The 21926-nt window shown below is 38.1% G+C and carries 33 protein-coding genes; 30 read left to right on the top strand and 3 right to left on the bottom strand.

The genetic code is table 11. The features are described from left to right. Positions 1-10: 10 nt before the first annotated feature. From FN732_RS05650 to FN732_RS05580, 15 genes are all read left to right on the top strand, one after another. Positions 11-433, top strand: a complete 423-nt coding sequence (locus FN732_RS05650) for a hypothetical protein (protein ID WP_142935595.1) — start codon at positions 11-13, stop codon at positions 431-433. Positions 434-448: 15 nt separating this feature from the next. Next, positions 449-1021 carry a dUTP diphosphatase gene (gene dut, locus FN732_RS05645; RefSeq protein WP_142935594.1) on the top strand — a complete coding sequence of 191 codons (573 nt, stop codon included), beginning with the start codon at positions 449-451 and terminating at the stop codon, positions 1019-1021. Further along, on the top strand, positions 1018-1794 hold the full coding sequence (locus FN732_RS05640; RefSeq protein ID WP_142935593.1) for a hypothetical protein: 777 nt from the start codon (positions 1018-1020) through the stop codon (positions 1792-1794). Before dut ends, FN732_RS05640 begins: the two co-directional genes overlap by 4 nt. A gap of 2 nt (positions 1795-1796) precedes the next feature. Next, positions 1797-2006 (top strand): hypothetical protein, encoded by a 210-nt coding sequence (locus FN732_RS05635; RefSeq protein WP_142935592.1) that lies wholly within the window; start codon positions 1797-1799, stop codon positions 2004-2006. A 430-nt stretch (positions 2007-2436) separates the two neighbouring features. Beyond that, a complete protein-coding gene (locus tag FN732_RS05630; RefSeq protein ID WP_142935591.1) occupies positions 2437-2619 on the top strand; it encodes a hypothetical protein in 183 nt (60 codons plus the stop codon). 130 nt (positions 2620-2749) lie between these two features. Beyond that, entirely contained in the window at positions 2750-3586 is an 837-nt protein-coding gene (locus FN732_RS05625; RefSeq protein WP_142935590.1) for a hypothetical protein, read from the top strand. Then, complete coding sequence (locus FN732_RS05620) at positions 3579-4715, top strand: hypothetical protein (RefSeq protein ID WP_221928604.1); 1137 nt, start codon at positions 3579-3581, stop codon at positions 4713-4715. Before FN732_RS05625 ends, FN732_RS05620 begins: the two co-directional genes overlap by 8 nt. Before the next feature lie 3 nt (positions 4716-4718). Beyond that, positions 4719-6158: a hypothetical protein gene (locus FN732_RS05615; RefSeq protein WP_142935588.1), complete on the top strand. Its 1440-nt coding sequence runs from the start codon at positions 4719-4721 to the stop codon at positions 6156-6158. A 10-nt stretch (positions 6159-6168) separates the two neighbouring features. Further along, positions 6169-6522, top strand: a complete 354-nt coding sequence (locus FN732_RS05610) for a Rho termination factor N-terminal domain-containing protein (RefSeq protein ID WP_185954262.1) — start codon at positions 6169-6171, stop codon at positions 6520-6522. After that, complete coding sequence (locus FN732_RS05605) at positions 6515-6841, top strand: hypothetical protein (protein ID WP_142935586.1); 327 nt, start codon at positions 6515-6517, stop codon at positions 6839-6841. Before FN732_RS05610 ends, FN732_RS05605 begins: the two co-directional genes overlap by 8 nt. Positions 6842-6887: 46 nt before the next feature. After that, complete coding sequence (locus tag FN732_RS05600; RefSeq protein WP_142935585.1) at positions 6888-7547, top strand: hypothetical protein; 660 nt, start codon at positions 6888-6890, stop codon at positions 7545-7547. Between the two features lie 3 nt (positions 7548-7550). Further along, entirely contained in the window at positions 7551-7832 is a 282-nt protein-coding gene (locus FN732_RS05595; protein ID WP_142935584.1) for a hypothetical protein, read from the top strand. Further along, positions 7829-8263 carry a hypothetical protein gene (locus FN732_RS05590; RefSeq protein ID WP_142935583.1) on the top strand — a complete coding sequence of 145 codons (435 nt, stop codon included), beginning with the start codon at positions 7829-7831 and terminating at the stop codon, positions 8261-8263. The genes FN732_RS05595 and FN732_RS05590 overlap by 4 nt, the downstream gene beginning before the upstream one ends. Next, complete coding sequence (locus tag FN732_RS05585; protein WP_142935582.1) at positions 8253-8744, top strand: hypothetical protein; 492 nt, start codon at positions 8253-8255, stop codon at positions 8742-8744. The genes FN732_RS05590 and FN732_RS05585 overlap by 11 nt, the downstream gene beginning before the upstream one ends. Beyond that, entirely contained in the window at positions 8738-9310 is a 573-nt protein-coding gene (locus tag FN732_RS05580; RefSeq protein WP_142935581.1) for a hypothetical protein, read from the top strand. The genes FN732_RS05585 and FN732_RS05580 overlap by 7 nt, the downstream gene beginning before the upstream one ends. Before the next feature lie 109 nt (positions 9311-9419). Here the strand turns inward: FN732_RS05580 and FN732_RS05575 are convergent, their stop codons facing one another. Beyond that, positions 9420-9923 (bottom strand): GNAT family N-acetyltransferase, encoded by a 504-nt coding sequence (locus tag FN732_RS05575; protein WP_342778607.1) that lies wholly within the window; start codon positions 9921-9923, stop codon positions 9420-9422. Positions 9924-9949: 26 nt separating this feature from the next. Continuing rightward, positions 9950-10435: a hypothetical protein gene (locus tag FN732_RS05570; RefSeq protein ID WP_185954260.1), complete on the bottom strand. Its 486-nt coding sequence runs from the start codon at positions 10433-10435 to the stop codon at positions 9950-9952. A 153-nt stretch (positions 10436-10588) separates the two neighbouring features. On the opposite strand from FN732_RS05570, the gene FN732_RS05565 reads away from it, so the two are divergent. From FN732_RS05565 to FN732_RS05520, 11 genes are read left to right on the top strand one after another with little or no spacing between them, the layout of a single operon-like run. Beyond that, positions 10589-10840 carry a hypothetical protein gene (locus FN732_RS05565; RefSeq protein WP_142935578.1) on the top strand — a complete coding sequence of 84 codons (252 nt, stop codon included), beginning with the start codon at positions 10589-10591 and terminating at the stop codon, positions 10838-10840. Positions 10841-10852: 12 nt separating this feature from the next. Then, on the top strand, positions 10853-12328 hold the full coding sequence (locus tag FN732_RS05560; RefSeq protein ID WP_142935577.1) for a phage tail sheath C-terminal domain-containing protein: 1476 nt from the start codon (positions 10853-10855) through the stop codon (positions 12326-12328). A gap of 26 nt (positions 12329-12354) precedes the next feature. Continuing rightward, entirely contained in the window at positions 12355-12903 is a 549-nt protein-coding gene (locus FN732_RS05555) for a hypothetical protein (protein WP_142935576.1), read from the top strand. 16 nt (positions 12904-12919) lie between these two features. After that, positions 12920-13651 carry a T4 family baseplate hub assembly chaperone gene (locus tag FN732_RS05550; protein ID WP_142935575.1) on the top strand — a complete coding sequence of 244 codons (732 nt, stop codon included), beginning with the start codon at positions 12920-12922 and terminating at the stop codon, positions 13649-13651. A 13-nt stretch (positions 13652-13664) separates the two neighbouring features. Beyond that, positions 13665-13802: a hypothetical protein gene (locus tag FN732_RS09570; protein WP_185954259.1), complete on the top strand. Its 138-nt coding sequence runs from the start codon at positions 13665-13667 to the stop codon at positions 13800-13802. Positions 13803-13833: 31 nt separating this feature from the next. Then, positions 13834-14295: a CIS tube protein gene (locus FN732_RS05545; RefSeq protein WP_221928603.1), complete on the top strand. Its 462-nt coding sequence runs from the start codon at positions 13834-13836 to the stop codon at positions 14293-14295. Continuing rightward, positions 14295-14576, top strand: a complete 282-nt coding sequence (locus tag FN732_RS05540) for a hypothetical protein (RefSeq protein WP_142935573.1) — start codon at positions 14295-14297, stop codon at positions 14574-14576. Before FN732_RS05545 ends, FN732_RS05540 begins: the two co-directional genes overlap by 1 nt. Next, positions 14563-15708, top strand: coding sequence for a phage late control D family protein (locus FN732_RS05535; RefSeq protein ID WP_142935572.1), 1146 nt, complete (start codon positions 14563-14565; stop codon positions 15706-15708). Before FN732_RS05540 ends, FN732_RS05535 begins: the two co-directional genes overlap by 14 nt. Before the next feature lie 20 nt (positions 15709-15728). Next, positions 15729-16268, top strand: a complete 540-nt coding sequence (locus tag FN732_RS05530; RefSeq protein WP_185954258.1) for a phage baseplate assembly protein V — start codon at positions 15729-15731, stop codon at positions 16266-16268. Positions 16269-16270: 2 nt separating this feature from the next. Then, positions 16271-16462 carry a hypothetical protein gene (locus FN732_RS05525; protein ID WP_142935570.1) on the top strand — a complete coding sequence of 64 codons (192 nt, stop codon included), beginning with the start codon at positions 16271-16273 and terminating at the stop codon, positions 16460-16462. A gap of 7 nt (positions 16463-16469) precedes the next feature. Beyond that, positions 16470-16841 (top strand): GPW/gp25 family protein, encoded by a 372-nt coding sequence (locus FN732_RS05520; RefSeq protein WP_185954257.1) that lies wholly within the window; start codon positions 16470-16472, stop codon positions 16839-16841. Here the strand turns inward: FN732_RS05520 and FN732_RS05515 are convergent. Continuing rightward, positions 16838-17635: a hypothetical protein gene (locus FN732_RS05515; protein ID WP_142935568.1), complete on the bottom strand. Its 798-nt coding sequence runs from the start codon at positions 17633-17635 to the stop codon at positions 16838-16840. The two genes, FN732_RS05520 and FN732_RS05515, sit on opposite strands and share 4 nt — an antisense overlap. Before the next feature lie 154 nt (positions 17636-17789). On the opposite strand from FN732_RS05515, the gene FN732_RS05510 reads away from it, so the two are divergent. From FN732_RS05510 to FN732_RS05495, 4 genes are all read left to right on the top strand, one after another. Then, positions 17790-19133 carry a baseplate J/gp47 family protein gene (locus FN732_RS05510; RefSeq protein ID WP_142935567.1) on the top strand — a complete coding sequence of 448 codons (1344 nt, stop codon included), beginning with the start codon at positions 17790-17792 and terminating at the stop codon, positions 19131-19133. Then, entirely contained in the window at positions 19120-19968 is an 849-nt protein-coding gene (locus tag FN732_RS05505) for a phage tail protein (RefSeq protein WP_142935566.1), read from the top strand. Before FN732_RS05510 ends, FN732_RS05505 begins: the two co-directional genes overlap by 14 nt. Then, entirely contained in the window at positions 19968-21419 is a 1452-nt protein-coding gene (locus FN732_RS05500; protein ID WP_142935565.1) for a phage tail-collar fiber domain-containing protein, read from the top strand. The genes FN732_RS05505 and FN732_RS05500 overlap by 1 nt, the downstream gene beginning before the upstream one ends. 10 nt (positions 21420-21429) lie before the next feature. After that, a partial coding sequence (locus tag FN732_RS05495) for a hypothetical protein (protein ID WP_142935564.1) occupies positions 21430-21926 on the top strand: 497 nt, incomplete at its 3' end.

Here is a 21926-nt window from a genome sequence, read left to right as displayed (position 1 = left end):
GAGGAAAGAAATGGCAGTATCGGCAGTTGAATTTAGAGATATAGACCAGAATAGATACTACATCAGTGTTGATGGTTACTGTTTTATAGAACTCAACTGTGAAACAAAAAGAAGAATTAGGAGAATAGCGAGGATATTTGGGGACGAAATAGTCAAGAAGGAAAACGGTCACGGAATTCATAGAAAAACCATGAGCTTCGGCTTCCCTTATGAGCTCCTCAAACAAGCACAGTTGAGAGGAGTTAAACAGGCTGTAGTTATCTTCAATGGAGCCGTTTTTATAACGGACGTTGAAAAGTTTTTCAGTAAGGGCTTTGTCCTTTTTTTCAAGGAGAGAGTAGAAAGAAGAATTTTCCTACCCATGAGTGAATTTAAGCAAATTAATGATGCAAGATATTTGCAGTATTACGAGTTACTTGTAAAGGGAAAATAAAGAGGAGGAAGAGTAATGGAATTTAGAGCTATTCCAGGGAGTTTAGACGAGTTTAAGCATTGGGTTGGAACAATAAAGGAGTTGGGAATTGTAATTATTGCCAAGAGTGAAGAACTCTTACCAGTTGTTAAGTACGATTCAAACGGAATTGATTGTAAGGCTGATTTAAGTGAAAGCATCCTATTTAGAAGCAAAAGCAATAAAGAGTACTCCTCAGAAGAAAAGGAAAGGGAGTTTTTATTCCCTATGGAGAGGGCTTTGGTCTCCCTTGGCTTTAAGGTTTATATGCCAAGGAATTGCTATATGGATATAAGACCAAGAAGCGGATTGGCTTGGAAAAATGGCATTACCATTCTAAACTCCCCTGGCTTTGTGGATAACGATTACAGAAATACTGTTAAAGCTCTTCTTATAAACTTTTCCGCTGTGGAATTTGAGCTCCATCACGGAGACCGTATCTGCCAAGCTGTTTTCAGTGAAAATTACCCAATCTACATAGGAGCCAGTAAAGAAATCTTTGAAAGGTTTGATGAGTTTTTTCCGTCCAAGAGAGGAAAAAGAGGGTTTGGAAGTACGGGGGTGAGATGAAAGAGGATTATCCGCTCCCAGTAGTTATTGTTGAGGGTAAGACAGTAGGAGCAAGAAGAGCAAGGAGACCTGAGAGGGATGTAGAGAGCTCCCTCTGGTTCTCTGCACTTGGAAGTGAGTACTACAAGGAGAAAAAAAGAGCTACAGATAGAGCTTTTAAGAAGTACAAACGGCTGAAGGAGAAATTTAAAGAAGAAGGATGGCAGTTAATTCAAGATTTTCTAAATGGCAAAATTAATATAGGACAACTGAGATTCAGAATAAAGAAGCTCTTCAAAGAAACTTACCATAAAGCTTACGATTTGGGGATGGAGGCTTCAGGGGTTCCGTTTGTCAAGAAAGAAAAAGTTGACGTCAGCTGGCTCGATGGAGCAAGAAAGCACGAGTACAAATACCTTAACAGCTTCTTAAGGGATTTAGAAAAGCAATCTGGAAAAATGGACTACAGAAGAAGATGGGAAATGTATGTTAATACTCTTGACTTTGTTTATCAGGCTGGAAAGATAGAGGCTTTACCATCTCAGTATGTAATAGACTGGGTAATGACAGATGCAGAACACTGCGAAAGTTGTCTATTTCTTCAAAGACATTCTCCTTATACGAAATGGACGCTTCCCTGTGTGCCAAGAGACGGAACTACAAAGTGTCTCAGTAACTGTAAATGTTATTTAAGAGTGAGACCACCTAAGAATCAAAAGGAGTGGTTACAGGCTAAAAGAATTAACAAGAACTGGTTATTGAGAGAATTAAGGAAGATAAAGGAGGGAAGGTAGTTATGTCTGATAAAAGCGGAATCATTAACATGGAGGAAATCAATGCAATTTCCGCTTTTATAGTTGCTCTAAAGCAACAGGGATTTAGGGGGAATGTGGTGATAGGAATGAAGGATAGAAATATGGTTGTGAAGTTGGAAGCCTTTGTCAAGGTGAAGGATTTGAGGAATTTTGCAGAGAAATCAATACAGGAAATCCTTTGTAACACTTGATTTTGGAATCTATAGTAACTTTGATAAACTTAATTTTGATGAAATAACCTCTGAGGCAGACAATGGGCAATTTTGAGAGAAAACTGAAAGCTCTGGAAACTGAAATAGACTTCTATAAAGGGCTTACGGGGAAAGTTTTCACGGCAGATTTGCTTTTAATAGGTGCAACTATTACGCTTATAAGAACTAATGGATTTTGTTTTTGGAGCTTATCAGGTTTAATTTTTTCCTACATTTTCACAGCTTCCTTGATTATATTCATTAAGGAGTGGAAGGACAGAGTTAATCGTATAAAGGAGTTATGTAATGCTGATACTTGAGATTTTAATGGCTTTATTAATATTAATTTTAGGATTGGCATTTATTTACTTTGCATTGCCTACAGAAAAAAAGGCTCACTAACTTTTCCACCAATGAAAGGCTCTATGCTATGGAAGTATTATTCGGATTTCTCTTTTTCGTATTCATAGCCGTTGTATCTATCGGAACTTTCCTCTCGATAGCCGAGGGAATTCTTTACCTTCTCCTCTCTATTCCAAGAAAACTTAAAGAGAGGAAAATTAGGAAGCTCAACAGAAAACTTCTTAAGAAGAGACTTTCCTACCTAACTTAGTAATTTCCTAAACTGACCGAAGGGATAGTTTAATAACTCTTGACCCTATAGATTTTACACATTAACATACTATCAAAGGGCTAAGACTTTCAGTCGGTCTTAGCCCTTATTTTATTTTGGGGGGACTGGAATGAGCATAATTGATAAGCTCTTACAGGAAAGTCTTGAAGCAAAAGCTGAGAACATCAGAAAGAAAATTCAAGAATCCCTTGACGATGTCAAAATTTTGGGAACATTCAAAGATGGTGCAATTATTTTGCATGAAGGGAAACACTATAGAGCTTATCTCAAAGAGGATAAAATAGAGTTAAAACCAATAGAGGAGTCCACAGTCACTCCCGCTGACATTGTGGAAGATTTCCTATCTGGAAGACCTATAAAAAAGAAACTTGACCAGCTTATAGAGAGTGTAGCAAAAGGAAAAGTTAAAACATCCTCTTCTACTATGAAGCCCCTTATTGAGAAACTTTCCAAACTTTATAAGGATGAGAAAGAGGATAAAGAAATAGTTGAAGCTATAAGGGTTGGTATAAGAAAGATGAAACATAAAGTTGTCCCTGCATCTGTCAGGGCAAAAAGAAAAGCTTATTACCGTAGAAACAAAGCAAAGATTCTCCGAGCTGTTAAGCAGTGGGCTAAAAGAAACAAAACTGCACTTAAGCAGTACAGAAAGAAATTTAGGCAAAGATTCGGTGAATCTCAAAATGCAACTCAATTGCCTACAATAGATGAGCTTCTTGAAAGAATCAATGCTCTCCTCGAAATCCTTGGAGAACTTGAAGATACAAAAGGCATTAAATCTGCAATTGCAGAGCTTGAATACTTAGCAGACTTCCTTGAAAGCTTGAAGGATAATGATGTCGATGAAAAGGAGATTGAAGCCGCCATTGAGAACATAGATGCACTCCTTACAGACGTTGAAGAAATCTTCTTTGGTGAAGAGGACGAAGGAGATAAAGATGAGTAAACAGCTGATAATTGATTTTGTCTCAGAAATAACCCCTCAGCTTGTTGAATCAAAAGATGGCAAATACAAGTTTAAGGGCATTTTCCAGAGAGCAGATGTAAAAAATGGAAATGGAAGAATTTACCCAAAGAAAGTACTTGAAAAGGCTGTTGCAAAGTATCAAGGACTAATCAGGGAAGGCAGAGCTCTTGGGATGATAGAGCACCCTGCCGACGGAAAAACAAGGCTTGATGAAGCTGCAATAAAGATAACTTCTCTCTCTATGAACGATAAGGGAGAAGTAATTGGAGAAGCAGAAGTTCTTGTAGGAACTCCAAAGGGAGATATCCTTAAAAACCTCATAGACAACGGCGTGAAGTTTGGAATCTCTTCAAGAGGCTCTGGAACTCTTATAAAGAGGGCAGACGGAACCGTTGTAGTTGGAGAGGACTACGAATTCCTCGCTTTTGACGTTGTCTATGACCCATCAACTCCAGGAGCTTTCCCTGAGCCGATAAAAGAATCGAAGGAGGATAAACCGATGGAGCTTACGCTGGAAACTTTAAAGAGAGATTATCCAGACCTTGTTGAAGCTATTAAAAAGGAGGCGAAAGAGGAGCTAAGACAGGAATTTGAAGAGAGAGTAATAGAAGCTATAGAACAGAAAAGCTCAAAAATGAGAGAAGAAATTAAAGAGGAGCTCCTCTCCGACCCTGATATAGCAGGGGCAAAAGTTGCTGTCGAGGGAATAATCGATATTCTCAAGCCTTTCATAAGTGAGGGTATTGCAGGTGAGCATGTTGAGGAATTAAAAGACAGAATAAAGCAGTTAGAAGAGTCTTTAAGGAAGAAGGATGACGAAATTAAAACTCTTAAAGAGGACGTAGAACGCAAGGAAATTGCTTTATATATAGAGCAGAAACTCTCTGAATCACCATACGGAAACAAAATCAAAGAAGCAGGCATTCTTAAAGAAGCTAAGTCTAAAGAGCAGGTTGATAAGCTAATCCAGGAATTTGAAGAAAGCATAAGAAAAACGATAGACGAAAGCAATCAGGGAGAGCCAAAGGGGAAAAGCAGCGTAAACGAAGAGAAAACCGTTTCCGTAACAACTATCTACGAAAAACTTGGATTACCAGTAAGGAGGTAAAAGATGGCTCACATCACTTTTGAAAGTCATGAAGAGTACAGGAATTTTGGTCTTGAACTGGCAAAGGACTATAAGGATTTTATCCCCGAACATTTATCTCCAGACGATAAAGCCTCTATGGCAATAGCTATCAATAACGCCTTTGAACAGGTTGCAAAAAGTGCCAGAGTTGAAAGAGAGAAAGTTTTAGAATCTTTCCTCCAAGGAAAATCAATAATCTGTGAAGCAAACACAACGGCAGATATTCCTCCATTTGACCTTAACTACCTTGGAATGGTTAGCTATGTTTATCAGAATCTTTCAGCTTTTGAAGTTGTCCATGTAAGAGGTTTAGTAGCTCCAGAAGGAAAGATTTTCTACAGAAAGCCTGTTTTAGACAGCGTAAAAGGGTCTCTTAAACCAGGAACGGAACTTGCAGCTACCAATACAAACAATAAATACCAGCCCTATGTTGCAGCAGACTTAGTTGTTGACGACCCATCCCTTGGCACAGGAGACGGTACTAAAACCACATTTTCAGCAACTCTCCAATTTAAACCTGTTATTCCAGGAACAGTAACGGTGATTGCTGGAACAATAGTAGGCAAGGATGATGGTTCAGGAAATATCTCTGGAGATGGAGTTTCTGGAACTATAAACTATTCAACGGGACAGGTTTCTATTGAGTTCTCCTCAGCTCCAGCCAAGGGTGAGGTTGTAAAGGCAACCTATAGGTACGACCAGGAATCCAACAGTTATGCAGAAATCAAGTTTAAATATGAAAGTGAGCAAGTTAAAGTAATGTCAAGAAAAATTGGAGCTTCCTGGACTTCAGAATTTGAGGAGGATGTTCAGGCGTACTTTGGCATCTCCCTTGAGCCAGACATGGTTTCTGCTATGAGCCAACAGGCTATTTTTGAAACAGAAGCAAAAATTCATCTTGAACTCTATGCATTAGCTCAGGCATCAGGTGCTAAGGCTACATGGAGTGTAACTCCACCTTCTGGAGTAAGCGACAAGGACCACATGTTCTTACTTAAGAAGGCTATCAATCAGGTTGACGCAGCTATTGCTAAGCAACTTGGCTATATCCCTGTAGGAAACAAGTTTCTCCTCTGCGGTACAGATGCCCTTGCTCATGTAGGAGATCTTGATGGATTTGAAGGGAATACAAACGTTGAAGGGAACGTAGGCTCTGCAAGGGTTGGAACCCTTAATAAGAAGTACACTGTTTATTACAACCCTCAATTACCAGATGATGTAATAGTTGTTGGAATAAAACCAGCAGACCCACTTCTAATGGGATTTGGATACTTCCCTTACAAGTTCGAAATCTCCCCTGCAGTGCCAGAGGTTGTTAACAACAGAATCGACCCATTCACAAAGAAAAAGGCTCTTAGAAGCAGAGAAGCATTCAAAGCCGTCAATGCAAGACTTTATGGTCTTGTAACTATCACAAGCTAAGGAGTAAATGATGGCTGATAAGTGGATAAAAGTAACTCCTGGAGTAATTACAGGATATTTCAAGGGAAAGAGAATCAGAATAGAGCAGAATGATGTCATAGAAGACGCCGAGCTGGTCAAGGTCTATCCGCAGGACTTTAAACCTGTAAAGACCTCTGCCATCAGGGAAGTCCCGGTAGTCTCGAATCCCTCCTCCCCGGTAGAGCAGGAGCCCTCTGAGGCTCCTCTTTTTACTGAAGAAGAACTTGAAAAGCTCCATAAAAAAGAACTCCTGGAGATAGCAAAGAAGATGGGGATTGAGACAGAAGGTTTGAAGAAAGATGAGTTGATAAAGGCTATTCTGGAGGCACAGAAGAATGAATAAAACCATACTCCAAAGCCTTCAAAAAAAATATCCTATGAATGCTCTTCAGAAAGTTTTAAAACTTCCAAAAAACATAAGCCTTAATCAACTAACTGATTTAATTAGAAGAGAGTTTGCGAAAGCCACAAAAGCTCAAGGAATTAAGGACGGTTGGATAGTAGAAATTTATAAAGATTACATAATTGCTCATTTCTACGGCTCCGAAGTTTCAGGGGGAGATAAATACTACAAGATTCCTTTCTCTATTGATGGCACTTCTATAAAGTTTGATTTCACCAAGAAAGTTGAAGTAGTAAGAAGCTGGCAGGAGGTGAAATAGTGTGCCTCCCGCCGTTCTTTCCAATTCTTAAAAATTGGATTAAAAAATGACCTTTGAAGAAGTTAAAGATATAGTCCTTTCAGAATTGGGTTATCCCAAAGTTGAAGTGGAATTAACAGACGAGCAAATAAACCGCTGCATATCTTTTGCACTATCAAGAATAAACAGTGATTTTGTAAAAAAGAACAAGGTTGCCCTTCTTCTTACTCCTGGTCAGCAGAGCTATCCTTTTCCCTATGAACCCTTTCGTGTCACCTATATTCCCAACCCTCCCGAAGATATTTTCAGCCTTTTCTCGGAAGGAAATTTTCTTAGCATAGCTTACTATGCCCGCCTTAAGGCATGGACTGAGATGGCTGAAAGGGCTTATGGAACAGACCCAGATTGGGAATGGGAAGATGGAGTCCTATATCTCAATCCTCCTCCGACTTCCTCTTCGGTTTGTGCGGTTGAATACGTCACTCCTTACAGTTTAGGGGAAATAGAACAAGGTACAGAAATCGGGGAGCTCTTCCTCTTACTTGTAGGTGCTAAAGCAAGGAGAATTCTTAGAACTATTAGAGGGAAGTTTTCAGGAGTTCCTTCTCCAGGGGGAACCGTTCAGCTTGATGCTGACGTTCTCCTTCAGGAGGCTCAAGAAGCAGAAGAGGAGTACAAGAGAAGAGTTGAGGAGAGGAAATTCTACGGCTTCTTTACAACGGGGTGAGCTATGGGATGGTACAGGTCTTACGTTAAAGCAGTTATTCAGGAAACTAAACAAAAACTTGACAATAAGAAAAAGCAAAAGTGCCTTGATAAATATACAGTCCATGATGGTTCTCAAATAATCCACTTCAAAGGCAGAGCTGGAACTGGAGAAAGATTTGCCAATTGTGTTGAGTACTACAAATGTCTTGGCTATTCAGAAAAGAAAGCCTATGAAACGTGCAAAATAATTGCAATTAAGAAGAGAAGTAGACAGATTGCTGGTAAAGGAGCTGGAAGAAAGTGAAATTTGGACAGTATGAACTCTCTCTTACCAAAGGTTTTCATAAGGAACTCTTTAAACTCTACTTTGAGACCATACAGGTTAAAGTCCTCGATAAAGAATCTACCGCTGTTGATGATTTATACGGAGAAACAAAAAGCAGAGTTTATAAAGAACCCGTAGAAATAGATGCTTTTGTTGTCAGAAATCCACCATTGAAACTTCTCTCAAAGTACGGAATAGACGAGCAGAGGGACCTGCTGATTACCTTCTCCAAGCCTTTACTTGAAGAAAAAAAATTGACGGTGTCAATTGGGGATAGAGTAGTGCTCAAGGAAGGAGACGAATACGAAATCCTCACCTTTGGACCCGATAGAGGAGATTTTTTTGGAAATACAGGAAATTTCATCCAATTTGTAGCAACTGCTAAAAGGATTACCGAAAATGCCAGTTAAAATTCAAGTTAGAGGTAGAAATTATCAACCTGCCAAAAGAATAAGGCAGAAGCTGAAGAGAGAAGGTGAGAAACTCGGAAGAGGTTTTGATAAATATGTAGCAAGGAAGATTGTAGAAACAGCTAAAACTGCGATTTTAGAGCAAAGATGGGCTAACAAGTGGCAGCCTTTTTCTCCTAAATACCTTGAATGGAAAAAGAAAAAAGGACTTGATACAAGAACTTTAATAGCTACAGGACAGTATTTAGATACCTTTAAAGTATATCGTTCAGGAAATTTCTACGTTGCTGGAGTAGATAAAGAGAGAATTCACTACTTTGAAGGTAGAACGGTTAAGATGGGAGACCTTGCTAAATGGCTGGAGTTTGGAACAAGAAGAATGCCTCCAAGACCTCATTGGAGACCAGCTTTCGATTACGTTTCAAAGAATATCCGTTACTTCTGGAATAGGTTCCTGAAAGAGAAAGGGAGAAAATGGTAACCCTTAGAGAAATTGATGAAGGTTTGAAGAAAGCTCTTGAAGGACTTGTTTACCTTGATAAGAACGGTAATAGCGTTCCAGTAAAAGTTATTTATGCAATTCCAGAAAAAGCCTTTGCCAAAGATTCAAGGCAGTCTCTTCCTATAGTTTCCTTTTTCAGAGTTTCTGTTATGCCTAATCCTTCAAGGTTTAATGCTTTTATTAGACCGTGGTATGGAGCTCCAGCCAAAAGGGAAGATTTAGACTGGAACATAACAAAGTTCACTCCCGTTGATGTTCAGTATCAGGTTGACGTTTGGTGTAAGTATTATTCAGACGTTTCTTATCTCCAGACCCAGCTTGTTCACTGGTTTGCTTATGGTGGGAAGATAAATTGTGGTGGGCTTGTTTTTCCTGTTTTCCTTGAGGACATCTCAGATGCTTCTGAGTTAGAGTCTGATTCTGAAGACCGGATTTTGAGGTTTGTTGCAACTTTGAGGATTGAGAGCTGGCTTTCTGCTGGGGAGAAAGAAACGAAAAGAATTGAAACAATAGTAAATGAATTAATAGAATTAACAGACAATTAAGGGTACTTATACCAATACCGTTTTCAAATTACCTTTTGCTCAATCTTCCTATGTTAAAGAAAGAGATAAACAAAAGGCTTGTCATTCGAAAGTTTATTCTGTATCGGTATTATTTCCAATTAGCAAGCTTTAAATATTTAGCCCCTTTTTCTTCTTTTGAATCTACTACCTTGAATCCAGCCTTTTTGTAGAATGGAATGCGTTCTTTACTCCTCTCCTCTTCTATATATAAGTGAAGCTTTCCGTAATGATTTTCTAATATTTTAAGAGTGGATAATCCTAATCGCCTGCCTCTATACTTCTTGTCAATGTACAAGTAAGTCAAGCAAGAAGTATCAGGACCAGGAAGAACAACAGCAAAACCTACAATTTTTCCGTTGTAGGTTAACGCCCAAATATCATAAAAAGGAATAATATGTGTTAAAAGATAATTTAAAATGTAAAAACTTCTCTGTTCTTCGTTTTCCATTTTACAAGGTTGATAGTGATAAGATATTTCGCAGAGATGTTTAATAAAATATTCGATAAATTCTTGATAATACGGAAGAGTCTCTTTTTTGAGAAGATTAAGGCGAAATTTATTTTTCTCATTATTCTCTTTGCGAGATTTCAACTTTATTGGCTTTTCTAAAAATCTCTTTAATACTCTGGACAGAAACAATCCTTAAATCTCCCCAGAAAGTTACTTTTATAATCTACTAAAGTTTTAAAGAGAGTATCACAATCTTTTGCATTAAAGACATCCTCAAGATACTTATCCATAAGTCTATAATCCTCAGGATCCCTAAGGTCATTACATCTGTTCGTTATAAGACTATTGGCTGTAGCTATAGCATAAGCTACTACTGTCTTGGTTTTCAAAAAAGAAATCTTATCCCGCTTACAGTTATTAAAAGTGTTTGCACTTGCCAATCCAGCAGGATCATCTCCTTTGTACAAAACAACTGTTAGTTTTCCTTCCTTATTTACGGAAATCCCATAAAGGCTTGATTTATCCACTAATGCTTTTTTAAGTTCGGCAATTTCTTCTTTTGTTAAGTATCTTAAGATAGATTCTTTCATCCCACATTCGAAGATTCTCAACAGTAAATACTCAAAGCCAAGTCCATCCATTTTTTTCTCCATCAATTAACTATTTTAAATTAGATAGTTCTATTTTAAATTGTTCTTTACAAACGAACTCTTTACTTAGCAATCTATTTGCATTAACATATCAATGAGGGACTAAGACTTTCAGTCGGTCTTAGTCCCTTTTTTATTTCTATGAGAGGAGGAATTATGGAAAAGACTGAAAACAAGGAAATGGAGAAAAATAAAGAAAATCAAAAAATTCAGGATGTAGGGGTATCCAACAAGGAACAACCTCAAAGAAAAACTTTTCTCATAAAGAACTCTTCTGGTCAAGATTTAACAATCTGCGGAGTCAGACTTAATCCATTTGAAAAGCTAAAGGTAGAGCTTTCTGAAATTCCAGCCAATCTCAAGAGGCTTGAAGAAAGAGGTCTCATAGAAATTTCCGAAGTCAAATAAGGAGGCTAAATTATGGGAGTATTTGTTGTTCCAGGCTCTTATACAGAGGAAGAAGATTTTTCTTTGTACGCATTAGCTTTATCAAGTTCTATCTGTGCTATGCCAATAGTTTCTCCAAAAGGAGAAAGTTTTAAACCTACACTTACATCAGTTACGGATATGCTGATTAATACTTTCTTTGGGGACAATGGTCAGCCGATTTTATCTGCCATTAATCAGGACTTTTTCAGTGCTTTAGCCTTTCTTGAAAAGGGAAATATGCTCTACTGTATAAGAGTTGTTCCAGACGATGCAACCAAGGCATCGGCAGTACTTAAGGATTCAGGGGGAGCAGACGTTCTAAAAGTAGAGGCTATTGGAGAAGGTTCCTACTACAACAGAATTGTTGTTACTGTATCCTCCATTAATGAGGATTACTATAAAGTCCTTATTTCTCTTGATAAATCTGATAACGTTGTTGAGGTAATTAACTGGAAAACCTCTAAATATCCAGAAGCCAAAGAATTTATCCAGAACACCCGCAGCAAGTATGTCAAATTCAAAGTTCTATCCACAAATAATCCAGCACCTGCAACAGTTAAGCTCACAGGCGGGTCTGACGGAGGTAAAGTAACCGCTGGCAATGTAATGAAAGCAATTGATACAGTTGCCAATCCTAACGAAATAGACATCAACATCATAACAGCTCCAGGATGGACAGAACCAGAAGTAATCAATAAATGCCTTTCTGTATGTGAAAGCAGAGGCGATTGCATGAGCATTCACTGCACTCCACAAGGAATGACTCCACAGGAAGCCGTGGAGTGGCACAACGGAAATGGTGGAGCATTCCAGGCATTTAACAGTTCTTACGGAGCTATGTACTACGGATGGCTAAAGGTTTACGACCGGTGGAGAGATAGGGAAATTTGGGTTCCTCCAGAAGGATTCGTAGCAGGAGTCTATGCATACACGGATAAGGTAGCTGACCCATGGTTTGCACCAGCAGGTTTAAATAGAGGAAAACTCGTTACTCCTCTTAATGTCGAGTATAACCCCACTGAAGGTGAAATGGAGTTAATGTACGGCAATCAAAATGCTTTAAACCCAATTGTCAGATTTAAGAAAGACGGCATAGCAATTTGGGGGCAAAAAACCTTACAGAGAAAACCATCAGCACTCGACAGAGTAAATGTCAGAAGGCTTCTTCTCTATATTAGAAAAGTTATTGCTACCTCTACTAAATACCTCGTTTTTGAGCCTAACGACCCATTTACATGGAGGCAGTGGAAGGGACTTGTTGACCCATTCTTGGAAGATATAAAGAGAAGAAGAGGCATATACGCTTTTCAGACTATTTGTGATGAAACAACCAACACTCCTGAGAGAATAGATAAATATCTGATGTACGGAAAGGCTTTAATTAAACCAACGAAAGCAGCTGAGATTGTTGTTAGTGAGTTCGGAATTCTAAGAACAGGTGCAGAGTTTAACGAATACGTTCAGTAGAGCAATTAAATTGCATGGAGGTAAAAATGGGTTTTAGCTTTACTCCACCATCTGTAGGAAAAGTAAGCCCTATGGCTCCCCTTTTAGATGTTGTAAGAAAGAATATGGCAGTTATGGAGGTATACCCTCCTCCAGCTGTTTTATCTGCGATAAATGGTCAGTCAAAAATAATTTCTATGGAGATAGCTGTAGTTGATATACAGGGAAACGAAGTTCAAGAGGTGGAGGTTCCATACCTCAATTTTGTTGACAGGTTTCCAGGACAAATAAGAGCTGGAGATATCACGTTCAACATTGATATTAGAAAGGATACGAATCTCACAGGGGTTAAGTTTGTTGAAGCCTGTACGAGAATGCTTTTCGACCCCAAGAATGGAGGAGTTCAACAGGATGTAAAGGACCTCTCTTTTGATGGAAGGCTAATAGTTCTTGATACCACAGGTAATCAGCTCTTCAGCTACAAATTTAGCTCCATGTGGCTCAAACCTGCCAATCAAAACTGGGACTGGTCAGCCTCAGAAAAACAGCAGTATGAAGTTCAAGGAATCTACCGCTATATGGAATTAGAAATTTAAGCTGGGGAGGAATAGTATGGCTTTTGTTGAACCCGAAGCTATAGAGGTTAAACTGCCAAGCAAGGGTCTTTTAGGGTATAGTGGAAAAGTTTTGATTAGACCCATAACAGGAAGGGAAGAAAAAATAATAGCCTCTGCTAATGGAGATACGGTTGAAAGTGCTATTAATAGGGTTCTTAATAGATGTATAAAAGAAGGTCCAAAGGCAGAAGAACTATCAGAAGGGGATAAATCTTTCCTCCTGGTATGGTTAAGAGTTAATTCTTACTTTCCAGATTACTCTGTAGAAATAGACTGTCCTGCCTGTAAAAAGGTTTTCAAGAAGTTCATAGATTTGAAGAAGTTACCTATTAAGGAAATTCAGGTTGATAAGCTCCCCTTAGAAATTGAAATAAACGGAAGAAAAGTTGCTCTATCTCCTTTAACTTCTCAGGAAGTAGAAGAAGTTAACAACTATAAATCCCAGCTGGCAGCTCAGGGCAGAAGTTTAGAAGACCTATACTCTGTGAGTTACGCATATATGATAAGAGCTCTGGACGGCAAGGAAGTTCCCCTTTCAGAAAGGATAGATTTCATTGAGGGGCTTTTAGGAAGAGAGCTCGCAAAACTAAGAAAGGCAGAGAGACTTCTTGAACATGGAGTTGACTTTAGACAGGACTTAAAGTGTCCTTTGTGTGGCAAGTCTTTTACGGCAAATATTCCAATTACGTTAGAGTTCTTTCTTCCTACCGAATTCAGAGAAGAGTAAGTTTCTAAATGCTGTGCTTGAGGAAGTTTACATCCTCACAAGACACTTTTCTATAAGCTATTCAGAAGCCATGAGCATGACAGTTGCAGAAAGAAAGTGGTTTATCGACAGGTTTATTAGCGAACTTAAGGAAAGGAGAAGGCAAAAATGAAATTTAGTGGAGGTTTTGCTATTTAAAGAACATGAAAGGGATGCTTATAGACCTTACAACTAAGGAATACTTGTCTTTTGAGATTGAAGGTAGAATGTTACAGCCTTCTGACCTAATAGAGAGAAAAAGTGCAAACTATAATGACGTTGAAGTCATAGGTAATTCAGCACCGGTTCCTGTTTTTTCAGCCTCATCTCTAAGGTCCATAAGCTTCTCTCTTACTTTTTATGGAAGAGGGGATGAAGTAGAAAAGAAAATAAATTTCTTAAAGAGCCTCACCTATCCAGCTAAATCTGGTAATGTTTTAACGACTCCACCAGATGTAAAGCTAATATGGGGAAATACCTTCAATTGCACTGGCAACGTTAGAGATGTTGAAGTTCAATACGGTGATGTTTGGGATATTAGGAGGGGGCTACCAAGGTATGCAACAGTTTCAATTGAATTCGCAGTTCACGAGGATAGGATTTCAGCATACGATGTGAGGAAATAATGTCCAGTACACGCTTTGCAAGAACTCCTGTTTACGGAAACCATTACGGGCTTTGGGAAAGACCTGAATTCAGGAGATTCCAGACTATTCATATTGTTCAACCTGGAGAAGAAGGAGCTTTAGACTTGATAAGCTTTAACTATTATGGAACCCACGATTACTGGTGGGCTATTGCCGTAGCTAACGACATTCTCAATCCCTTAGAGGAAGTAATTCCTGGTAAAAAACTGAAAATTCCCTACGTTGAAGATATAGAGGACTGGATAAATGGCTCCCGTTAACAAGAGACCGTTTTTAATAGTAAAGTTAAACGGAAGAGAATTACCAACCGATGTTCAAAAGGTTTCTGCAGAAATAGATATTCCAGCGGATAAAATAGCTACGGCTACTATTTCACTTTTCGACTTGATTGGGGATTATGTAGAATCAATTCTTGCTTCCCACATAGGGGAAAAAATTGAATTTCAATTTGGCTGGATAGATGATTACGGAAAGAGGCAATCGTCTTATATCTTTAAGGGAGAAATTCTTGATTACACTCCTCACTTTATGCCAGTGGGAATAAAGGTTGAAATAAAAACAGTTGCTCAGGGCGGAATTCCCTTAATGAGCAAGGAGAAAAACAGAAGTTTTCACGATACACCTTCAAATATTGTGAAACAGATATGCAGGGAAAATGGAATAGAGTGTGAAGTTGACGACGTCAAAGAAAGGGGGACTTTCTATCAGCAGAATGAAACTGATTACGAGTTCATCCTAAAGAAACTACTACCCTTTGCCAATCAAAGGGCAAATGAATCTCCATTTACAGTAAATTGGAAAGACAACAAGCTCCACTTCAAAAGACTTCCCCTGGAAAATAAACCAATTAAAACCTTTGCTTACAATGCAACTCATTTGCAGCATGAGCCCTTAATCAGTTTTGAACCAGAAGTGAAAGGCAGCATGCTTTTAGGAATCAATTCAACTGGAGAAAATGTCAAAGCAGTTCGCTACGACCCAATTACAAAGCAAAAGCAGGTTTTTGAAATAAATCAGAAAACAGTTAAGAACGTAAAACTTGATACTAAAAAGGTTTCTGTAAAAGCTGAGAGTTTAAGACCATTTTCCAGTGAAACGGGAAAGGAATTAACTGTTTTAAAGAACCTTTGGGGTAAAAGTGCCGATATCCCAGTAACTGCTTCAGCTGAAATTTTCGGAAATCCAGATATAAAGCCACTATCCAACATTAAAGTTCTCGTCTACATAAAGAAAGGGCAGAGGGTAAAACTCCATTACACAAGCGGTATTTACCAAGTAGTTGGAGTAAAACACTCTATTTCCGTAGGGGATTTTAGGACAGAACTAAGGCTTATAAGGAACGCCATTTCTACGGCAAACCAACCAGTTTCAGGAACTATCAATAGGAGCTAAAAATGTTTTATAGAGGAATAGTGGAAGAGGACAAAGACCCTCTTGGAATGGGAAGATTAAAAGTGAGAGTTATTGGGCTTTATGACGGATATAGAACAGAGGATTTACCTTGGGCGTATCCAGTTTTACCGATAGGTGGGAGCTCTGATTATGGCTTTTGGATGATTCCTAAGAAAGGAGATACAGTTTGGGTAACGTTTGAGGGGAACTACAACCTTAAGCCTGATACAACAAAGCCCGTCTGGATAGGGACCTGGTTTGGAAAAGGTGAACCTTCAACTGAAATGAAAAACAACAAGCAGTTTTTAATTAAAACCCCATCTGGAAATCTGATTCATATCTCGGATGATGAAGGATTTATAAAAATCATAGACCCCAACGGCAATGAAATTTTAATTCTTCGTGAGGATGGAAAAATAGTAATCAAGGCAAACAGAGAAGTCTTAATAGATGGTGGAACTGGAGATTTATCTGGAGTAGTTACAAAAGATTGCATTTGTCCGTTTACAGGAAAACCTCATTCAGACTATTCAATAAACGTTAAGGCAAGCAAGGGGTAGAGATGGCTCTATCAAAGGAGAGTTTGCGAAATAGAATAATAAATGAGCTTGAATCCCAAGGATTTGGAATAGGAAATTTGGGAAGAGACGAAATCAACTGGATGTACCGATTTGCTACTGCTATAGCCAATGCAGTTGTAGATGAGATTCAGCAAAATGCAGAAACTTCAGAAGAACATGAGAAAATTCTGTGAGGGAAAGATGGCTGTATATAAGGGCTTTGGACTTGGTTTTAATAAAGGAACAATTTCCACTCCACCTATTAAAGAAGATGAGGCTCTTATTGCAGATAGTATTAAACAAATAGTTCTCACAGCTAAAGGTGAAAGAGCAATGCTTAGGAATTTTGGTTCCGATTGGAGGAAAGTAATCTTTGAACCTAATGATGATGTCCTCGTAGAGTTAATGAGGGTTGTAGTTGAGGAAGCTATAAAGAAATGGGAAAAAAGAGTTGTTTTTAGAGATTTAGAATTGATTGAGAGAAAGGAAAACTATGTAAAGTTTAAGATTTATTACGAGATAATAGGGCTTACAGGAACTAAACAGGTTGATATTAACTTTCCAATTTACTAAATCTTATTTTTAAGTAACTCCAGAGTATATAAAACCCATGCTACAGCTACTGTAAGGCGGAATTCCGTAGTTGCTTTATCAGGAATACCTGGATGAGAACCTTTGGAATGTAGAAACTTGGAAAATCCAGTTAGCATATTATCTATAGCTTTGAATTCTTTTTCATCCAACACCGGTTTAAGAAAAAATTCTAAAAACTTCTTTCTACAATCTCCTTCGCCCTCACAATCTCTTTGAAGCTTTTTCATTATTTCCTGAAAAAAAGCACCAAAGAATGTTCTAATTTGGCTATTGGCAGATGCATAGTTTCCCAGTTTATAACTTGATAAAGCTTCATCAATGTGATGAAGCGAAATTTCAAGATTATAGTCTGTGAGTTTCTCTCTTATAAGACTAATCTTTTCTGGTAAATCAAAACTATCATAAAGTTCCTTTTTAATTCCAAGTCTTTCTATTTCAATACCGTCATCATGTAGTCTTTTTAAAATTTCTTTTCCCTCATCAGTAGTTTTAAAATCATGTATTTTAGTATAAAAAGCATTTATAATTTCTAATAAACAGTAATAGTAACTTCCATCATACCAGGTTTGTTTTGAATAATACAAAAAAACATTTTTAAGACGTTTCTCCTTAGAGGAAAACTGTGGATTGTTTTTTCTGTAAACAGAAATAGGTTCATTACAATCCCTACAAGATTCTGAATCACCAGCTTCCAGAAGAATTTCTTCTATTTCACTATTTGTTAAATGGGCACTGATAAATCTTGCCAACTTAGTTATCGTTAGTTCTTTCATCATTTCTTAGCTCTTCTAAAATTTGAAATGATTTTTAAGTATATCAAATTTGCTTTTTCAATAATTGACTTAGCAATTCATTTGCATTAAAATACTTTGAAAGGCTAAGGCAGTTAGTCGGCTGTCTTAGCCTTTTTTATTTTGAGGGAGGATTATGAGTATCAAGTATGACCTTTCTTTTGATGCCGTCAAAGAGAGAATAATTCAGAGAATAAAAGAGAAATATCCAAACAAGGTTAATGACTTTACAGAGTCAAATATTGGTACAGTTTTTATCGAAGCTGTAGCCTTTGCGATAGATATGCTCGGTTTTTATGTAAACCAACTTGAGAATGAATTATTTTTTGACAAAGCAAGGCAAAGAAGAAGTGTAGTCAGCCTTGCAAGGCTTATTGGTTACTCTCCTAAGAGAAAGAAACCAGCAGGAGGAACAGTTACATTCTTCCTTGATTCTCCTTGGGACAAAGATATTATTATTCCAAAAGGCACAAGACTTGAAGTTAACGGCATCTATTACGAAACAGAGGATACAGTCACTCTTAAGGCAGGTAAAAAAGAAGTTAGTGTTAGAGCTATCCAGAGAGAAGTTCAAACCCTAATTTTTACTGCCCGTGGAGAATTCTATGAAAGTTTTGAGATTAAAGACAAAAGATTATATGATGTTAAAGTTTACGTTGATGGAAAGCAGTACTTTGAAACAGATAACCTTGTTTTAAATGAAACTAACGCTTTTAAAATAGAGGAAACTCCTGAAAGTTATGTGATTACCATTGTAAATCCTCCAAAGAATTCAAGAGTTCTCATGGAAGTATTATTAACTGAGGGCTCAAAAGGAAATATTCTTTCAGGAAGACTTACGAATATAGTAGACACTATCACTGATATTAGCGGGAATGTTGTTCCTGTAATGGTTAGAAATGATACTCCGTTTACAGGGGGAACCGACGAAGAAAGCATTGAGGAAATAAAAAGGAATGCAATAGTGAGATTGAAAACAAACGAAAGAGCTGTAACAGGCTGGGATTACGAAAATCTTGCTAAAACCTTAGTTGAAGGGGTGAAATACGCTGTAGCTTTCTCCCCTGAACCTGGAGTTGTTGACCTTTATATAGCCACTGAGGACATAAACGGTAATCCAGTCGTAGCAGATGATGCACTAAAGAGAAAGGTTGACGAAGTTCTCGCAGTAAGAAGAGCCTTAACAGATAAAGTTAATATAAAAGATGTTCAGTTTGTTCCTATTGACATTAAGCTTTCTATAAAAGGTATTGTTGGTTATAACCTTGAAAGCATTAGGCAGAAGGCAATTAATTTGCTTAGGAATTATTTCAAATCGCTTTCTCCAGGACAGGCATTTAGAATTTCAGACATTTACAGACTGATAGACGAGATAGACGGAGTTGATTACTGCCACATAATCGCTCCATCTTCTGATGTTATTCCAGAGACAACCTACAAACTCCTTACTTTAGGAGAGGTAACTATTGAAGTTTCATGAGATATTTCCTGATTTTTATAAGGATAATGAACCTTGGTATGAGTTTATTAAGGAAATTCTATCTCCAGAGTTTGATGTAGCTTTAGAAGAAGTAAAAGCCCTCTGGAATTTGATTGATATAGACACTATTTCTGAAGATAAATTGCCCCTCCTTGCAAGCAATCTTGGATTTGATTTTGTTGAGATACTTCCAGCATCTTATAGGAAGCAATTAGCAAACGCAATAGACTTGCATAAATTCAAAGGAACAAGATTCGCCGTTGAGAAAGCTTTAGATTCTTTAGGAATAAAAGGAAATTTCAAAGAATGGTTTGAGTATGGTGGAGAACCTTACAAATTTAAAATAGACCTCTTTTTTGAAAATCTCCTGAAATTAGGAATAACTCTTTCTCCAGAAGTACAGGAAAAACTCATACGTCTAATAAATGAATACAAAAATGAAAGAAGCTGGTTAGACGAACTAAAGTTCCACGTCTTCTTTAAGAACAAACAGAAGATAGCTACAAACTCAAAGCTATCAACCTTCACAAAAGCATCCCTTGAGGAAGACACCGAAAAGAAAATCCTAATGTCTCAGGACGGAGAGTACAGAGTATTCGGAACTGGCATAGAACCTGTCTCGTTTACAAAAACCACCCTTGAAGAGGAAACGGAAAAGAGACTATCCCTTGAAAACGGAGTTTCAATCTTTTCAACTGCTAAAGCTACCGAAGTTTCAAAGGCTTCCCTTGAATCAACAGAAACACAGTGGAGCTTTTCCTCTTCCTGTGCAGTTTCAGGCTCATTTAACTCACTTGCTTTTCTAAGGATTAACCTCACAGGAGGAATCAACTAATGGCAGAAGAGATAAAGCTGATACCGATAACAACAACGGCAGGACTTCAAAAGTTCTTTCAGGCTTCAGGACTTCCAGAGGTAAAGTTAAAACTAACCCACATAGGTTTTGGAGATGCAGGATACACTCCAGACAAAGACCAGACAAGTCTAAAGAACGAAATAATCAGAATCCCGATTTCAAGCGGAAAAGTTTTCCCCTCGGACGGTTACATGGACCTATCTGCCCTGATTCCAGAAAACGCACCTGAGTTCTGGATAAGGGAGATAGGCTGGTATCTTGAGGACGGAACACTTGCCTTCGTCTGGTCTCACCCTGAAGTTCCGATTGCATGGAAGAACAAAAACCTGAAACTCCTTGCAGGGATTTCAATCAGAGTAACAGACGTTCCACTTGACAAGATAGAGATAGTTGAAAGCAATCCAGACCTTAAACTCCTTTACACAGAAGAGTTTATGCAAATAGCTCAGATGCTGACAAACCACGAAATAGCAATCATATCCATCAAGGATAAGGCAGACGAAGCCATTGCAACTGCCAATGCTGTAAAAGAGGAGCTTCAAAACGTTCAGGTTCCGAGAATCACCATTTTAGAGGAAAGAGCAGAAGAAATAAAACAAAACCTTCTCCTTGAAGAGCTCACAGACCAAACGGTTTTAGCAAGGATAGGAAATGCAATAACAGACATCTCCGAAAAGCTAAGAGTAGTCAACACAAGCAAGCTAAACGAGGTAGAGGAGGAAATAGACAAGATAGAGAAACTCCTTGCTCAGGTAAAGGAAAAAGTAGATTCGGACGTTGTAGCAGGTTTTCAATCTGAAATAGACGACATCAAAACCCAAATAGAGAACCTCAAAAGCTCAAAAGCAGATAAGAGTTACGTTGATAGTACGTTCGCAAAAACTTCCGACTTGGACGGTTATGCAACGAAGGACTACGTAGATAACAACTACACGAGTTTAGATACGGCTAATTACATCCTGAAAAGCAGAAAAAAGATAACCTACAGTCCAAAAGAGGGTTCATCCTTAGATATCGGAGAAACCGTAGTATTTGAAGCATCAGGTCAAAAGGAACTAAAGGCAAATGTTTCACTTACCAAAGGGATTTACGAAGTAGCAATATTCATAGATGACAGCTACAGTGATAAACCTGTTATTTATCTAACTGATAATAACGGAAATCAACACAGCTTTTCTCCAGTTGACCAGTTAGATGACGATTCAGCAATCTCATTTAAGTTGTTCTGCTGTGATGAGGGAATTTCCATTCAGGGTGGAATCAGTTATGACGAATCAGATACAGCAAAATACAACTCAAACTTTGCGTCCTTTTCGAACCACTGGAAAGTAAATGGTTCAACTGTTTCAAATCTCACGTTCAAAGTAGAAGATAGTAAAGGGAACCCAACTTCTCTTACAGGGAAATTAACAATAACAAAACTTGTATAGGAGGTAGAAGATGGACTTAACACAGGCAATACTTGAACTAAAAAATGACACCTCTCAGCTTGTAGAACGGTTCGCAACACAGGCTGACAAGTGGGACCAGAAAGTCAACGATGCAGTCAACTATGCTCACTCAAAAGTTGACGGCTTTGTAGCTGGTGTAAGGGGAGAATTCCCGTCTGTTAATGTTCATTTTAACTCTCAACTTATCTGTTCATCTGGAGCAGACGATAATGGTCTATATATTCCAGATGGCTACAGCTACAAAGCTTCTTTAATAGATGTAGCAGAATTAATTCCTGTAAGAGAACACGTATCAAACCCCGATACTGACAGGAGTGATGTAGAAAAAGAATTTCTGGATTGGGCTTTTGGAAACCATGGGAATTATTTGACTTACCCAGACTTCAACATCCTCCACATTAAAACAAAACCTAAGTCTTCTGGTGCTAAATGGTTTCTTTGGAGAAGTATAACCTCAGTCCCTGTTTGCACGTATAGAGCTTTTGT

The sequence above is a fragment of the Balnearium lithotrophicum genome (genome assembly GCF_900182585.1).
Classification (GTDB): Bacteria; Aquificota; Aquificia; order Desulfurobacteriales; family Desulfurobacteriaceae; genus Balnearium; species Balnearium lithotrophicum.
This window is presented reverse-complemented; position numbering and strand designations above follow the sequence as displayed.

Bases quoted from the DNA above. Each gene is read 5' to 3' on its own strand.
- FN732_RS05545 (WP_221928603.1), top strand. From the start codon at position 13,834: ATGAAAGGGATGCTTATAGACCTTACAACTAAGGAATACTTGTCTTTT.
- FN732_RS05540 (WP_142935573.1), top strand. From the start codon at position 14,295: ATGTCCAGTACACGCTTTGCAAGAACTCCTGTTTACGGAAACCATTAC.
- FN732_RS05630 (WP_142935591.1), top strand. From the start codon at position 2,437: ATGGAAGTATTATTCGGATTTCTCTTTTTCGTATTCATAGCCGTTGTA.
- FN732_RS05615 (WP_142935588.1), top strand. From the start codon at position 4,719: ATGGCTCACATCACTTTTGAAAGTCATGAAGAGTACAGGAATTTTGGT.
- FN732_RS05635 (WP_142935592.1), top strand. From the start codon at position 1,797: ATGTCTGATAAAAGCGGAATCATTAACATGGAGGAAATCAATGCAATT.
- FN732_RS05550 (WP_142935575.1), top strand. From the start codon at position 12,920: ATGGCTTTTGTTGAACCCGAAGCTATAGAGGTTAAACTGCCAAGCAAG.
- FN732_RS05535 (WP_142935572.1), top strand. From the start codon at position 14,563: ATGGCTCCCGTTAACAAGAGACCGTTTTTAATAGTAAAGTTAAACGGA.
- FN732_RS05595 (WP_142935584.1), top strand. From the start codon at position 7,551: ATGGGATGGTACAGGTCTTACGTTAAAGCAGTTATTCAGGAAACTAAA.
- FN732_RS05515 (WP_142935568.1), bottom strand. From the start codon at position 17,635: ATGAAAGAACTAACGATAACTAAGTTGGCAAGATTTATCAGTGCCCAT.
- FN732_RS05650 (WP_142935595.1), top strand. From the start codon at position 11: ATGGCAGTATCGGCAGTTGAATTTAGAGATATAGACCAGAATAGATAC.
- FN732_RS05605 (WP_142935586.1), top strand. From the start codon at position 6,515: ATGAATAAAACCATACTCCAAAGCCTTCAAAAAAAATATCCTATGAAT.
- FN732_RS05570 (WP_185954260.1), bottom strand. From the start codon at position 10,435: ATGGAGAAAAAAATGGATGGACTTGGCTTTGAGTATTTACTGTTGAGA.
- FN732_RS05500 (WP_142935565.1), top strand. From the start codon at position 19,968: ATGGCAGAAGAGATAAAGCTGATACCGATAACAACAACGGCAGGACTT.
- FN732_RS05620 (WP_221928604.1), top strand. From the start codon at position 3,579: ATGAGTAAACAGCTGATAATTGATTTTGTCTCAGAAATAACCCCTCAG.
- FN732_RS05510 (WP_142935567.1), top strand. From the start codon at position 17,790: ATGAGTATCAAGTATGACCTTTCTTTTGATGCCGTCAAAGAGAGAATA.
- dut (WP_142935594.1), top strand. From the start codon at position 449: ATGGAATTTAGAGCTATTCCAGGGAGTTTAGACGAGTTTAAGCATTGG.
- FN732_RS05585 (WP_142935582.1), top strand. From the start codon at position 8,253: ATGCCAGTTAAAATTCAAGTTAGAGGTAGAAATTATCAACCTGCCAAA.
- FN732_RS05525 (WP_142935570.1), top strand. From the start codon at position 16,271: ATGGCTCTATCAAAGGAGAGTTTGCGAAATAGAATAATAAATGAGCTT.
- FN732_RS05625 (WP_142935590.1), top strand. From the start codon at position 2,750: ATGAGCATAATTGATAAGCTCTTACAGGAAAGTCTTGAAGCAAAAGCT.
- FN732_RS05610 (WP_185954262.1), top strand. From the start codon at position 6,169: ATGGCTGATAAGTGGATAAAAGTAACTCCTGGAGTAATTACAGGATAT.
- FN732_RS05560 (WP_142935577.1), top strand. From the start codon at position 10,853: ATGGGAGTATTTGTTGTTCCAGGCTCTTATACAGAGGAAGAAGATTTT.
- FN732_RS05565 (WP_142935578.1), top strand. From the start codon at position 10,589: ATGGAAAAGACTGAAAACAAGGAAATGGAGAAAAATAAAGAAAATCAA.
- FN732_RS05600 (WP_142935585.1), top strand. From the start codon at position 6,888: ATGACCTTTGAAGAAGTTAAAGATATAGTCCTTTCAGAATTGGGTTAT.
- FN732_RS05555 (WP_142935576.1), top strand. From the start codon at position 12,355: ATGGGTTTTAGCTTTACTCCACCATCTGTAGGAAAAGTAAGCCCTATG.
- FN732_RS05520 (WP_185954257.1), top strand. From the start codon at position 16,470: ATGGCTGTATATAAGGGCTTTGGACTTGGTTTTAATAAAGGAACAATT.
- FN732_RS05640 (WP_142935593.1), top strand. From the start codon at position 1,018: ATGAAAGAGGATTATCCGCTCCCAGTAGTTATTGTTGAGGGTAAGACA.
- FN732_RS05580 (WP_142935581.1), top strand. From the start codon at position 8,738: ATGGTAACCCTTAGAGAAATTGATGAAGGTTTGAAGAAAGCTCTTGAA.